A 14,071-nucleotide genomic window follows, 5' to 3' on the forward strand; every position below is an offset into this window, starting at 1 on the left:
TTGTCAAGTGGTCAGGCCTCTGCAATAATGCCGCCCCTCAGGCTTAAATAAAAACAATTATCATTATGAACAAACTGCTTCAGGCATGGCCGGCACTCCTGTGTGCCTCCGCTGGCGCGGCCGATCTCCCCCCTGTGGAGAAGGCTCGCAGCGACGACACCATCATTGTCACCGGGCAACGGGTACAACAGAAACTCTCCGATGTCTCCGGCTCCATCACCGTCATCACCCAGGAAGAGCTGGACCGTCAGGTCGCCAGCGAGCTGACTCATGTGTTTCGCAAGATCCCCGGTGTCTCGGTCACCGGCTCTGCCGGGCGACCGCAAAACATCAGCGTGCGCGGCATCGGTGGCAACCGTATCCTGCTGATCAAGGATGGGGTGCGCGTCAGTGACGGCTTTGGCGCCGACAACATCAATGACAAGGTGGGTCGCTTCAACTTCGACCTTGATGACATCAAGCAGATTGAGGTGGCCAAGGGGGCCGGCTCCTCTCTGCATGGCTCCGATGCCATCGGCGGCACCGTGGTGATGAATACCAAGCAGCCGGAAGATTATCTGCAACAGCAAGATAGCTATCTGGCGGCCAAAACCCTCTACGGTGGCGACAGCAACAAGAAGAAGCTCAGCATGACCGGCGCGGTGCGGGCACTGGAGAACGAACATCTGTTGCGCCTCTCCGGCTGGCGTGGCAACGAAACCGCCAACTTTGAGGAGAACCGCATTCCGGCTGATTTGGATGGCATGAGTGCCTCCACCAGCAGCCGCCTCCCCCTCAATGCCCATCACGCTCTGCGGCTGGAGCTGGACTACTACGAGGATCACGCCAAACGCCAGATGGGCCCAAAGGCGGTGCCCCAACCCGATGGCAGCTGGGATGTGGTCGGTTTTCAGGAAGATGGCGATCAGCGCACCCAGGGCGGCAAGTTCAGCTGGGAAGCCAACGATCTGGGCATGGTCGATACCCTCAACTGGAGCATGTTTGGCAACCAGTCACGCAACGAAGCCAACCAGCGCCAGCTGCTGCGCAACGATGCCCTGAGCGGCTATCCCAGATATCGCAGCCAGCGCACCCTCTCCACGTTCGAGGAGCTGCGCCTTGGCAGTGAGCTGGAGCTGCAGAGCAAGCTGAGCACCGGCTCGCTGGATCACACCTTCAGCTACGGTGTGGAGCTGGAGCAGGCCAACCACGAGCGACCGGTCAGCAATCTGACCCTGGAAGATGGCATCACCACCCAGGGACAGAAAGCCCCCTTCAGCAAGGCCGAGACCCGCCGCGATGGCATCTGGCTGAGCGATGTGATCGATCTGGGCAACTGGCAGTTTACCCCGACCCTGCGCTTTGACCGCCAGCGCCTGCGCGCACCGGACAGTAATCTGGCCGAGAACCACAGCGACCACATCTCCCCCAGTGTGGCGGCCAGTTACCGCTTCAACGAAACATGGCGCAGCTGGCTCAGCTATGCCAACGGCTTCCGCGCCCCCGCTTACGATCAGGTTTACGGCAACATTCCCCACTACTTTGCCATGCCGCCATTCGAGATCATTGCCAACCCCAACCTCAAGGAGGAGACCAGCCACAGTCTGGAGTGGGGAGTGAATGGCCAAAGCGACGACTGGAGCGTCAAACCGGCCGTTTTCTACAACCGCTACTACAACTTCATCGACTGGCGCCAGACCGGTTTTCGCCTCGATGACGGTGTCTTCCTGCGCCAATATCGCAACGTTGCCAAAGCAGAAACCTGGGGCGCCGAGCTGGCCGCCAGCCTCTGGCTGAGCGACGAGTGGGAGCTTTCGACCAATCTGGCCTGGATGGATGGCAAGGATCACCGCGGTGAGCCGCTGCGCACCCAGACACCGCTGGAAGGCAACACCACCCTGCGCTGGCAACAGCTCGACTGGGGGGTTGAGCTCAGTGGCAACTATGCCGCAGCCATGACCAAGGTGCCCCAGTGCGCCAATGCGCAGACTGGCTACAACGGTGCCTGCCAGAGCAGCGCCGGCTGGTTCAGCCTGGACCTCACCGGCGACTGGCAGATCACCGAGGCGCTCAAGGTCAATGCCACCATTGGCAACCTGCTCGATACCCGCTACGTCCGCTATCAGGATGTGGCCGGACTCCCGGCTGGCAGCGACACCTCCCTCTACAGCCAGAGCGGCCGCTACCTGTCAGCCAGCCTCAGCTACCGTTTCGTGGGGATGTGATGAAGCATCATGCAATCATGGCGGCCCTGTTGGCCGCCCCGTTGGCGTGGGCGCAAGAGGCCCTGCCACCGCCGATCCCGTCCCAATCGCACCTGATTTCAGGCAATCCCGTACGCCAGGATCCCTACTTCTGGTTGCGGGACGAGAGCCGCAGCAACCCGGCCATACTCGCCCTGCTCAAGCAGCAAAATCGCTGGAGCGAGCAGCAACTCGCCGCGCAGCAGCCGCTGGAAGCGACCCTGCGCTCCGAATTTACCCGCCATCCGGCGGGTGAACCCGTACCGGACAACTGGCTTGTCCGCGGCGATCAGGCATGGCAGCTGCGCCCGGATGGCTCACTCTGGCAACGCCACGGGGGCAAGGTGCAGCAGCGGCTTCCCGCCAGAGCGGGTGAGGGCTATTACGACGCGGGCGGCTGGACCCTGAGCCCGGATAACCGCACACTGGCCATCGCCGAAGACAGGAGCGGCGATCTCGACTATCAGGTCACCCTGCTCGATATCCAGAGCGGCAAGGCGCTGGCCAGTTTGGCGCAGCGCAGCGCTGATCTCGCCTGGTCAGAAGATGGTCGCACCCTCTACACCATCGCCAATGAGCGCTACACCCTGCGCCCCTGGCAACTGCGCGGCTGGCAGGATGGCCAGGAGCAGACTCTCTATGAGGAGCAGGATCCCGCCTGGCTGCTCAGCCTCTATCGCACCACGGATGGCCAACATCTGGTGTTGCAGGGCAACAACCACGACAGCTCGGAGCAGTACCTGCTCGACTCGGGCAAGCCGCAGCAGGTCAAACCCCGCCAGCGCGGGGTGGAATACTATCTGGACAGTCAATCCGGCTGGGTGATCAAGAGCAACCGGGAGGGGGCGTTTGCCCTCTATTCAGCCAGCACGCCGCTCGGTGAGTGGCAGCGCCTGTGGCCCGCCAAAGAGGAGGATCTCGGCGATCCCGAGAAGTGGCGACTGTTTGATCGCCATCTGGTGGTGCAGTTTCGCCAGCAGGGGGAGGATTGGCTCGCCCTGCTCGATCGCAACGGCCATGAACGCCAGCGCCTGCCGCTGGCCAGTGGCGCCGGAACCGGCTGGCTGCAAGGAGAACATGACCCGGCCAGCGACCGCATTCTGGTGCGCAGTCAGGGCTTGAGTCAGCCCCCCGGCCAGCGCTGGCTGGATTTGACCAGCGGCCAGTGGATCAACGACCAGCACACCGCAGGCAATAAAGCATTGCCCTATCAGAGCGAGCGGCGCTGGATCACCTCTGCCGATGGCACCCGGGTGCCTGTCTCGCTGGTGTGGCGCAAGGATCTGGCCCCTCGCGCCGTACTGCTCTACGGCTATGGCGCCTATGGCACGCCGATGCGCCCCTACTACCAGAAAGAGCTGTTGAGCCTGCTGGATCGGGGCTTTGTCTACGCCATCGCCCATGTACGCGGCGGCGGCATGCTGGGGGAGCAGTGGACCCGCGACGGACGGGGCATCAACAAGCAGAACGGCATCAGCGACTTTATCGCAGCCGGTCACGCCCTGCGCCACTGGTCGCCCGACTCTGCTCCCCTGCCCCTGTTTGCCATGGGGGGCAGCGCGGGTGGCACACTGGTTGCTGCGGCCCTCAACCAGCAACCGACACTCTTTAGCGGCGCCGTGTTGCAGGTTCCCTTCGTCGATCTGCTCGGCACCATGAGTGATCCCGCCCTCCCCCTGACCCGTCAGGAGTATCAGGAGTGGGGCAACCCGGCCAGGCCCGCAGAGTATCAGGCGATGCGCCGCATCAGCCCCTACGACAACCTGCACCGCGCCCCCTACCCGCCCCTGCTGGTCACTACCGCCCTGCACGACAGCCAGGTGCCCTACTGGGAGCCGGTCAAGTGGCTGGCTCGCCTGCGGGAGCACAGTACGGGCTCCGGCCCCTACCTGCTGCTGACCAAACTGGAGGGAGGCCACCGCGCCGGTGGTGGCGATCGGGCTCGTGAATTTGCCTTCTTGTTGCATCTGGCGGGGATCAATCAATGACCCTGCCACTGATTGGGAGTACCACTATGAAACCCCTGTTGCCCGCCCTCTTGCTGGGGCTGGCTGGCTTTGCCACTCAGGCCGCCGAACTGCGTTTTGTCGAACAGGACGCCCCGACCGATCCCCGCCTCTGGCTCGAACAGCAGCTCGGCGTCACCCTGAGTGATGCTCCGGCCTATCAGCGTCAAGGCAAGCTGGGCCACTATCTGCACTATCGCCAGCAGCTCAATGGCGCACCGATCGCCGGTCTCATGGCCGCCGTCAGTCTCGATGAGCAGGGTCGTCCGTGGCGCCTTTATCACAATACCCGGCTGATGCAGGCACAGGCGACGCCATGTGATGAGGCAAGCCGCGCCGGGGTGGATGCCTATACCGCCACGCTGGATGGCGCTGTGTGGCAATTCGCCAGCAGTGACGAGGCCCAGCCCTGGTACTGGCAGGATGGCGACACCCTGACCCCCGCCTGGCGTCTGCTGGCGGTGGAAAGCCAGCCGGGCAACAGCAAGAGCAGCCACTGGCAGCTGTTTGTCACCTGCGATGGCAGCGCCCTGCTGGGACGCACGCTGCAAGAGGCCAGCACCCGTGCCGAAGCGGTGCCGCTGGCAGGGGAAGCGGCCACGGTGCAGGCCCGCATCTTTGCCCTCGATCCCCGCACCCAGCTGCAAGATGGCAACCTGCTGTGGCGCCACGATCTGGTGCTGGACAACCGGGCCTATCGCACCGTGCCGCTCACGGTACAAAAGGTGGATGACACCTACCAGCTGAGTGGCCCACGCGCCCGGGTCGTGGATGGCACGGCGCCGGAAACTGCCCCCTTTAGCAGCCCTGATGCCGATGGCTTCCAGCTGGATCACCAGCAGCCCGCCTTCCTCGATATCAATGGCTACTACCATCTGGATCTGGCTCAGCGCCATGTGGAATCCCTGGGCTACCCGACGCTGATGGGCGGCCCCCTGGCCATCGATACCGATGCAGGGGAGCAGGACAACTCTCTCTATGACCCCTTCCTGCGCCGGTTGGAAATTGGCCGGATCGGGGTACCCGATGCGGAAGATCCCATGGTGATCTGGCACGAATTTGGCCATGCGGTGCAGCACCATATCCTGCCCGACATGGGAGAAGAGGGGGACTGGGGCGCCATCGGCGAGGGCTTTAGCGACTATCTGGCCGCCAGCTGGCGCCAGCGCAGTCACGAAGCCCGCCAGTTCGAGCCTTTCATGGTCTTCAACTGGGATGCCAGGATCAGCGGCCGGACGCCCCGTCAGCTCGATGATCTGCGGGCGCGCTATCATCCGGGCTTCCTCTATCCGGCTCACCTCACTATCAACGGTAGCAACGGCGACCAGCTGTGGGGCACTCCGCTCTTCACCGCGCTGCGCCAGGCCGTTGAACAGTATGGCGAGGTAGCCCGTGACGAGTTCGATACCCTGCTGATTGAATCCCACTTCGGCCTCGGCCCGCAGGTGCGGATGCCCCAGCTGGCGCGGGTCACCGTGGATACCGCCAACCGCCTCTATCCGGATCGCAGTTATGGCAAGCTGCTGGAGCAGGCCTTCCGCCACCACGCCCTGCTGCCCACTCCCATCGCGGCCCGCCTCGCCGATGACAGCTACCTGCTGCCCGGGGAGAAAAAAAGCCTCGCCATAGAATTGACCAACCAGAGCGGCCGCCCCCTGACCGTGGCTGACGCCAGCCTGCTCCCGACCAAGGGGCTCATGGGTGACGGTCACTGGCAGGGAGAGCTCAACGCCGATGGCACCGCCCGCTGGACCATGCCGCTGGAAGCAGCGAGCAACCTGACCTGTGGCGAGGCAGTCACCTTGCCGCTGCAGTTCCAGCTCACCCTGCCCAGTCCCACCGAGCGCCAGACCCGCCTTGACCTGCAACTGCCGATCGGTGAACCGCTCTGGCAGCGGGCCATCGGCCAGGGTGGCCAGATCAAGGATGCGGTGAGCGATGAACGGCACGGCCTGTCCCGCTTCACTCTCACCCTGCCCGAGAGCAAGGCCCGCATCGACAGCGGATTCGTGGTCGCCCTCGATCTGGAGCACAGCAAGCTGGAGCAGCTGGAGATCTGGCTCACCTCCCCTTACGGCACCCGGATCAGCCTGTGGAACAAGGGTTACGCCAGCCATACCCGGCTTAAGGGGGAGTTTCCCCGTGAACTGGTACCGTTCGAATCGCTGGACAAGCTGCACGGCGAACCGCTCGCTGGCCGCTGGCTGCTGGAGATCAACGACACCAGCGCCGGTGACACCGGTCAGTTGCGCAACTGGCGGGTAGCCCAGCAAGTCGGCGCCCGCTGCGACAAGGATGAAGCCCTGCCCAACACCGGCATCATTCCCCTTGAGCAGGATGAAGGGGGGGGCGGCACGGCTTCCCCCCTGCTGCTGTTGCTGGCCCTCTGGCCCCGCCTCTGGCGCCGGAGCACCCCGCGCCGTTGAATCCTGCACCACGGGGGTTACCGCCCCCGTGAACCTGTGACCGAATCAAGGAATGTGAAGTGAAACCATCCGTACTGGTTATTGCAACCCTCTCAGCCCTGCTCAGCGCCTGTGGCGGCGGGGAAGATAACGCACCACTGGCGATCCCGGACTACCGGGTCGATGTCGCCCTGCCGACTGCCGGTACCCTGTGCGCCGATCTGGATCAGAACTGGCAATGTGATCCTGCCGACCCTGCCGTCAGCGGCGAAGGAGTTGTGGCCCTGGTCAGCCGCTCGGCCGACATCGTCAACTCTCCCCTGCTGTTCGTACCGAGGAGCGGAGGACTGCTGCTGGCACATCCGGCCGCCAAAGGGGATCCACAACGGCTACAACCGACCCTGCTCAGCACCCTGTGGCAGAGCCGCATTGCCGAAGGGGTGGCCGCTGATCGCGCACTGACGCTGCTGCTGGCCGATCTAGCGCCGCTGCAACCGGGCAGCGACCGCGCGGCCCTCGCAGGTCTCGGCCAGTTTGATCAGGCGCTGCAACAGGTGGCGATCAGCTTGCAGCAACAGGCCCGCACACGCCTTGCCACCGCCAAGGAGACCCAGTTGCTTAGCACCAGCTATCGCGCCATCAGCCTGATGCTGGCGCAATTGGCTCAGGAGTGGCAGCGCAACGGCCAGTTTGCTGAAGAGACCCAACGCGAGCTGCTGACCCTGTTGGTACAGCAGCAGCCACGCAACCTGCTGACCGTCACCGGCGTCACCACCTTCAGCGATGGCAACGATCCGCTGTTGGAACAGGAACCCGCCGACTATCCGGGACAAGATGCCAGCTGGAATCGCACTCGTCCCCAGCTTGCCTATCGCAAACTCGATGATCGCGGTCAGGTGCTCCCCGACAACGCGCCGAGCTGGCAGTGCGTCAAGGATCTCAATACCGGTCTGGTGTGGGAGGTCAAATCGGATGATCCCTTGAGCCCGGCCTGGAAAAGCAGACCCTTTGCCTATGAGGATGAGCAATTCAAGGCGACCGCAGGCGAGCAGCAAGAGGCCTACCAGCATATTCATAAGAGGATCGAACAGCTCACCGCCGAAGGAGATCTGGCGGCCCTCGCCCGGGCACAGGCGCTGACCACCATGCTGACCACCCGCGCGTATCAGCAGTGGCTCAATGGCGAGCAGCGCTGCGGCATCAGCCAGTGGCGGCTGCCCACCATGGGTGAGCTGATGTCACTGATGCACTACGGTAGCCTGGCCAAGGACCCGCTGGGTCAACGCATCATCGTGGACACCCGTTACTTCCCGGATATCGCCCCCTCGGAAGATGACACCTACCATGGCTACTACTGGAGCGCCACCAGCAACACAGCCCAGCGCTTCTCCGGTGGCCCCATCAGCAAACGCACAGTCCTGCTCCTGGGAGAAGATGCGGGCACCACCTATCCCGCGCTGGTGCAGCAAGATACCTATGTCGAGCTGATGCAGGTACGACTGGTCGCCACTCCCCAATAATCCGAGGAATATCATGAGCCTTTATCGCTTTTCGTTCGCCATGCTGGCACTGCTGGCCCCCCTGGCCCACGGTGCTGCCATTTGTGATGACACCATGGATCGCACCGCCCCCTCTGCCCGTTTTCTTGACCATGGCAACGGCACCGTCACGGATCAACACACCGGCCTCACCTGGATGCGCTGCAAACTGGGGCAGACATGGAGTGGCAGCAGTTGCCTGGGTGAACCGACCGTTTACTACTGGCAGCAGGGGCTGCAAGTGGCGGAGCGGATCCGCAGTGACAGCAGCCATGCTCTCTATCACTTCGGCGGTATCAGCCAGTGGCGCCTGCCCGACATCAAGGAGCTGGCGACCCTGGTCGAGCACGCCTGCTACAAACCCTCTCTCAATGAAGCCATTTTCCCGCGCGCCATGGCGGGGGGCGGTAAAGAGGTCAATGAGGGCTATGTCTATCTGATGAGCAGCACGGTAACCTCCGCCAATGGTCAGCGGGCGTATCTGGATATCACCTCGGGAGATATCGGTCTTCGCGCCATTGGCGCCTACCCGGATCAGGTCTTGCTGGTCGCCAATAAACCCTGACCGCCCCACGCTCGAAACCGGAACGCGATGACGGGAGAGGCTTGAAAGCCTCTCTTTTTATTGCTCTTGCCGCCACCCTACCTCACCCGCCATCACGCTCTTCTCCCGGCTGTGCCCCCTTGCCCGCGATACCGATCTGATCCTGCTCCGCACGCGACATCCCCCTTTCAGGTGATGACGAGGAGCATCTCTCTGCGCTTTTCAGGCCTTTCCCACCCGCCATAACCAGCAAAAAAGCGCGCTTCTTAACAAAATTTAATTACCGGTTAACCGATTAATAATTAACCCGTAAAAATGACATGTAAATCAGTGCGAAAGTGTCATAATGCGTAACATTATTGTTAAGTCGCTTGATTAATTTGGTTAGGAAAAACCTCTATGTTTGCTGATATTTCTGCTCAACATTGGGCTTTTGCCATTTATGTCATCGGTGCCATCACCCTCTGTCTGGTAATGATAGGCCTCGCCGCCCTGCTGGGCGGTCGTGCCTACGGCCGCACCAAGAACAAGCCATTTGAATCTGGTGTCGACTCGGTCGGCAGTGCCCGCCTGCGTTTTTCCGCCAAGTTCTATCTGGTCGCCATGTTCTTCGTCATCTTCGACGTCGAGGCCCTTTACCTGTTCGCCTGGTCTGTCTCCGTGCGGGAGAGCGGCTGGGTCGGCTTTATTGAAGCCACCATTTTCATCGGACTGCTGCTTATCGGCCTGATCTACCTCTGGCGCATCGGCGCACTGGACTGGTCGCCGCGCAGACCGCAGCTGAACAACAAAAACAGTGATTGAACCACAGACCCTTTCCTTGAGGTTGCACCATGAAGTACACCCTGACCCGGATTGACCCGGATGCACCCGTTGAGCGCTACCCCCAGGAGCAGCGCCAGACCGTCGATGACCCACTGGCGCAAGAAGCGACGCGCGGCATCATGATGGGCCGTCTCGAGGAGGTGCTGCAAGACACAGTCAACTGGGGCCGCAAAAACTCCCTCTGGCCTTACAACTTCGGCATCTCCTGCTGTTACGTAGAGATGTGTACCGCCTTCACCTCCCCCCACGATGTGGCCCGCTTCGGCGCCGAAGTTATCCGTGCCTCGCCCCGTCAGGCCGATTTCATGGTGATTGCAGGGACCCCCTTCATCAAGATGGCACCGGTCATCCAGCGCCTGTATGAACAGCTGCTCGAACCCAAGTGGGTGATCTCCATGGGGGCCTGTGCCAACTCCGGGGGCATGTATGACATCTACTCAGTGGTTCAGGGGGTGGACAAGTTCCTGCCAGTCGACGTCTACATTCCGGGTTGTCCGCCCCGTCCCGAAGCCTTTTTGCAAGCCCTGATGCTGCTGCAGGACTCCATCGGCAAAGAACGCCGTCCCCTCTCCTGGGTGGTGGGCGATCAGGGGATCTACCGTCCCCAGATGCAGGCCGAAAAAGAGCGCAAGCGCGGCGAACGGATCAATGTGACCAACCTGCGCACGCCGGATGAGATCTGACCATGAAACTGACTCGTGATTTTCCCAGCAATTACGCCATGGCCCAGTGGCAGCCCAGCGACCACCAGGATGCCAAAGTCATTGGCGAACTGTTTGCTCATTTCGGGGCCGAGCACTTCACCGTGCAGACCACGCGCACCGGCGTGCCGGTGGTCTGGCTCCCCCGCGAACTGCTGCAGGATGTGATGGGCTTTTTGCGCAAGGTACCCTCCCCGTTCGTGATGCTGTTTGATCTCAGCGCCACCGACGAGCGGCTGCGCAGCCATCGCGACGACCTGCCCCAGAGCGATTTCACCGTCTTCTATCACCTCATCTCCATCGACCGTAACGCCGATGTGATGTTGAAAGTGGCGCTGGCCGAGAGTGACCTGCATCTGCCCACCATCACCAACCACTTCCCCAATGCCAACTGGTATGAACGGGAAGTGTGGGATCTGCTGGGCATCACCTTTGATGGGCACCCTCACCTGACTCGCATCATGATGCCCAAGAGTTGGCAGGGTCACCCGCTGCGCAAGGATTACCCGGCGCGCGCCACCGAATTCGATCCCTTCATGCTCGATGCCGCCAAACAGGACATGGAGCAGGAGAACCTGCTGTTCAAACCGGAAGAGTGGGGGCTGGCCCGCGGCAACGAGAATGAGGACTACATGTTCTTGAACCTCGGCCCCAACCACCCCTCTGCTCACGGCGCCTTCCGGTTGGTGTTGCAGCTCGATGGCGAGGAGATCCGCAACTGCGTGCCCGACATCGGCTACCACCATCGTGGTGCCGAGAAGATGGGCGAGCGCCAGTCCTGGCACAGCTACATCCCCTATACCGACCGGGTCGAGTATCTGGGCGGGGTGATGAACAACCTCCCCTATGTGCTGGCGGTCGAGAAGCTGGCCGGCATCAAGGTGCCGCAGCGGGTCGACATGATCCGGGTAATGATGGCGGAGCTGTTCCGCATCCAGAGCCACCTCTTGTTCCTCGGGACCTATATCCAGGACGTGGGGGCCATGACCCCGGTTTTCTTCACCTTCACCGATCGGCAGAAGATCTACACCATCATCGAAGCGATCACCGGTGCCCGTATGCACCCGGCCTGGTTCCGTATCGGCGGTGTGGCTCACGACCTGCCGAAGGGATGGCAACGGCTGGTGCAGGACAACCTGCTGAGCTGGTTGCCCAAGCGCTTGATGGATTACGAAAAAGCGGCGATGCGCAACAGCATTCTGCGCGGTCGAACCATAGGCGTCTCTGCCTACACCACCGAGCAGGCGTTGTCCTGGGGCACCACGGGGGCCGGATTGCGAGCCACCGGCCTCAACTTTGACGTGCGCAAGTGGCGTCCCTACTCCGGTTACGATCAGTTCGACTTTGAAGTGCCGGTCGGCAGCAATGGCGATGCCTACGACAGAGCCACCGTGCGGATCGAGGAGATCCGCCAGAGCATGTCGATCATCGAGCAGTGCATGAAGAACATGCCGGAGGGCCCCTTCAAGGCGGATCACCCCCTCACCACCCCGCCGCCCAAAGAGCGCACCCTGCAGCACATCGAGACCCTGATCAACCACTTCCTGCAAGTGTCTTGGGGCCCGGTGATGCCCGCTGCCGAGTCGTTCCAGATGATTGAGGCGACCAAGGGGGTCAACAGTTACTACCTGACCAGTGACGGCTCCACCATGAGCTACCGGACCCGGATCCGCACCCCGAGCTTTGCTCACCTGCAGCAGATCCCCTCGGTGATCAAGGGCAGCATGGTGTCGGACCTCATCGTCTATCTGGGCAGTATCGATTTTGTTATGTCGGATGTGGACCGTTAAGTGATCCGCCCTCCCGGCCATGGCCGGGAATTGGGATCGCCGGACGAGCAGTAAAAGGACAAGCCACCAAAGGTCAAGTCATGAGCCAGCAATGTCAGTGTCACAATAATCAGACCCCACAGGGGCAAGGGGCATGCAGCAGCAAACAGGACGACTTCGTTCTGAGCCAGGCTGAACGCGATGCCATCGAACACGAGAAGCACCACTACGAAGATCCCCGCGCCGCCAGCATCGAAGCGCTCAAGATCGTGCAACAGGCCAGAGGCTGGGTTCCTGACGGCGCCATTCACGCCATCGCGGCCGAGCTCGGCATTCCCGCCAGCGACGTGGAGGGGGTTGCCACCTTCTATAGCCAGATCTTCCGCCAGCCGGTAGGCCGTCACATCATCCGCGTCTGCGACAGCATGGTCTGCTACATCAATGGCCATGAAGATCTGCTGGCCGGTCTCAAGGAGGTGATGAACCTCGGCCCCGGTCAAACCACCCCGGATGGCCGCTTCACCCTGCTGCCGGTCTGCTGTCTTGGCAACTGCGACAAGGGGCCAGCCATCATGATCGATGACGACACCTATGGCGGCCTCGATCCGGTGACCTTGCTGAAAACGCTGGAGGCTTACCCATGAGCCTGCCGCAAAACAAGATCCTCGCCTCTCTTGGCACCGCCAATCGCACCCCGCGAGCCTCCGAGACCCACCCGCTCACCTGGCGGCTGCGGGATGACGGCCAGCCGGTGTGGCTGGAGGAGTATCAGGCCACACAGGGCTATGAAGCCGCCCGCAAGGCGCTCGGCCAGATGAGCCCGGACGAGATTGTCAGTACCGTCAAGGATGCCGGTCTCAAGGGGCGTGGCGGCGCGGGCTTCCCCACTGGTGTGAAGTGGGGGCTGATGCCCAAAGACGAGAGCATGAACATCCGTTACCTGCTCTGCAACGCCGACGAGATGGAGCCCAACACCTGGAAAGATCGCCTGCTGATGGAGCAACTGCCCCACCTGCTGATCGAGGGGATGATCATCAGTGCCCGGGCGCTCAAAGCCTATCGCGGCTATATCTTCCTGCGCGGCGAGTATGTAGATGCTGCCATCCACCTGCGCCGTGCGGTGGAAGAGGCCAAGGCCGCCGGTCTACTGGGCAAGAACATTCTGGGATCCGGTTTTGACTTCGAGCTGTTCGTCCACACCGGCGCCGGCCGCTACATCTGTGGTGAAGAGACGGCGTTGATCAATTCGCTGGAAGGGCGCCGCGCCAACCCGCGTGCCAAACCCCCCTTCCCCGCCGTCTCAGGTGTCTGGGGCAAACCCACCTGCGTCAACAACGTCGAAACCCTCTGCAACGTCCCCGCCATTATCGGCAACGGGGTCGCCTGGTATCACGGGCTGGCGCTGCCGGGCTCGGAAGATCACGGCACCAAGCTGATGGGCTTCTCCGGCAAGGTGAACAACCCCGGGGTCTGGGAGCTGCCGTTTGGCATCACCGCCCGCGAGCTGTTTGAAAATTACGCCGGCGGGATGAAGAGCGGCTATCGCCTGAAAGCCTGGCAACCGGGCGGCGCGGGCACCGGCTTCCTGCTGCCGGAGCACCTCGATGCCCAGATGTATACCGCCGGTATCGGCAAGGTAGGTACCCGGATGGGGACCGGCCTCGCCATGGCGGTGGATGACTCCATCAGCATGGTCTCCCTGCTGCGCAACATGGAGGAGTTCTTCGCCCGCGAGTCGTGTGGCTGGTGCACGCCCTGCCGCGACGGCCTGCCCTGGAGCGTCAAGCTGCTGCGGGCACTGGAACGTGGCGAAGGGCAATCCGGCGATCTGGCGACCCTGGAGCAACTCTGCGGTTTCCTTGGCCCGGGCAAGACATTCTGCGCCCACGCACCGGGCGCCGTCGAGCCGCTGGCCAGCGCCATCAAATATTTCCGCTCCGAATTCGAGGCCGGGATCAAAGGCAGCGGTGATAACCGCAAGCCGGTCAAAGGGATCCAGCCCAATCTGCTGGGCGAGCGCTGGTAACGACACCACAGATTTCACAAAACAGGTTTCAGGGA

General features: G+C 62.2%; 10 protein-coding genes. All 10 read left to right on the forward strand.

Annotated features, from left to right (window positions below):
* Positions 1-65 precede the first annotated feature (65 nt).
* The 10 genes from A9G06_RS15135 to nuoF all read left to right on the forward strand — a co-directional run bounded on the left by A9G06_RS15135 (position 66) and on the right by nuoF (position 14,036).
* Entirely contained in the window at positions 66-2,204 is a 2,139-nt protein-coding gene (locus A9G06_RS15135) for a TonB-dependent hemoglobin/transferrin/lactoferrin family receptor (RefSeq protein ID WP_069555756.1), read from the forward strand.
* The gene (locus tag A9G06_RS15140) at positions 2,204-4,210 is read left to right on the forward strand and encodes a prolyl oligopeptidase family serine peptidase (protein WP_069555757.1); all 2,007 of its coding nucleotides are present in this window, start codon (positions 2,204-2,206) and stop codon (positions 4,208-4,210) included. The genes A9G06_RS15135 and A9G06_RS15140 overlap by 1 nt, the downstream gene beginning before the upstream one ends.
* Complete coding sequence (locus tag A9G06_RS15145; RefSeq protein WP_083243804.1) at positions 4,207-6,654, forward strand: proprotein convertase P-domain-containing protein; 2,448 nt, start codon at positions 4,207-4,209, stop codon at positions 6,652-6,654. The genes A9G06_RS15140 and A9G06_RS15145 overlap by 4 nt, the downstream gene beginning before the upstream one ends.
* Positions 6,655-6,713: 59 nt before the next feature.
* Positions 6,714-8,153, forward strand: a complete 1,440-nt coding sequence (locus A9G06_RS15150) for a DUF1566 domain-containing protein (RefSeq protein WP_069555758.1) — start codon at positions 6,714-6,716, stop codon at positions 8,151-8,153.
* A gap of 13 nt (positions 8,154-8,166) precedes the next feature.
* Complete coding sequence (locus A9G06_RS15155) at positions 8,167-8,736, forward strand: DUF1566 domain-containing protein (RefSeq protein ID WP_021231425.1); 570 nt, start codon at positions 8,167-8,169, stop codon at positions 8,734-8,736.
* 378 nt (positions 8,737-9,114) lie between these two features.
* On the forward strand, positions 9,115-9,519 hold the full coding sequence (locus A9G06_RS15160; RefSeq protein WP_069555759.1) for an NADH-quinone oxidoreductase subunit A: 405 nt from the start codon (positions 9,115-9,117) through the stop codon (positions 9,517-9,519).
* 29 nt (positions 9,520-9,548) lie between these two features.
* On the forward strand, positions 9,549-10,223 hold the full coding sequence (locus A9G06_RS15165; protein WP_005344917.1) for an NADH-quinone oxidoreductase subunit B family protein: 675 nt from the start codon (positions 9,549-9,551) through the stop codon (positions 10,221-10,223).
* Between the two features lie 2 nt (positions 10,224-10,225).
* Positions 10,226-12,031 carry an NADH-quinone oxidoreductase subunit C/D gene (gene nuoC, locus A9G06_RS15170; protein ID WP_069555760.1) on the forward strand — a complete coding sequence of 602 codons (1,806 nt, stop codon included), beginning with the start codon at positions 10,226-10,228 and terminating at the stop codon, positions 12,029-12,031.
* A gap of 80 nt (positions 12,032-12,111) precedes the next feature.
* Positions 12,112-12,654 (forward strand): NADH-quinone oxidoreductase subunit NuoE, encoded by a 543-nt coding sequence (gene nuoE / locus A9G06_RS15175; RefSeq protein WP_005337236.1) that lies wholly within the window; start codon positions 12,112-12,114, stop codon positions 12,652-12,654.
* Complete coding sequence (nuoF, locus tag A9G06_RS15180; protein ID WP_069555761.1) at positions 12,651-14,036, forward strand: NADH-quinone oxidoreductase subunit NuoF; 1,386 nt, start codon at positions 12,651-12,653, stop codon at positions 14,034-14,036. Before nuoE ends, nuoF begins: the two co-directional genes overlap by 4 nt.
* Positions 14,037-14,071: the final 35 nt, after the last annotated feature.

This window comes from Aeromonas sp. DNP9, assembly GCF_001728955.1.
GTDB classification, from domain to species: domain Bacteria; phylum Pseudomonadota; class Gammaproteobacteria; order Enterobacterales; family Aeromonadaceae; genus Aeromonas; species Aeromonas veronii.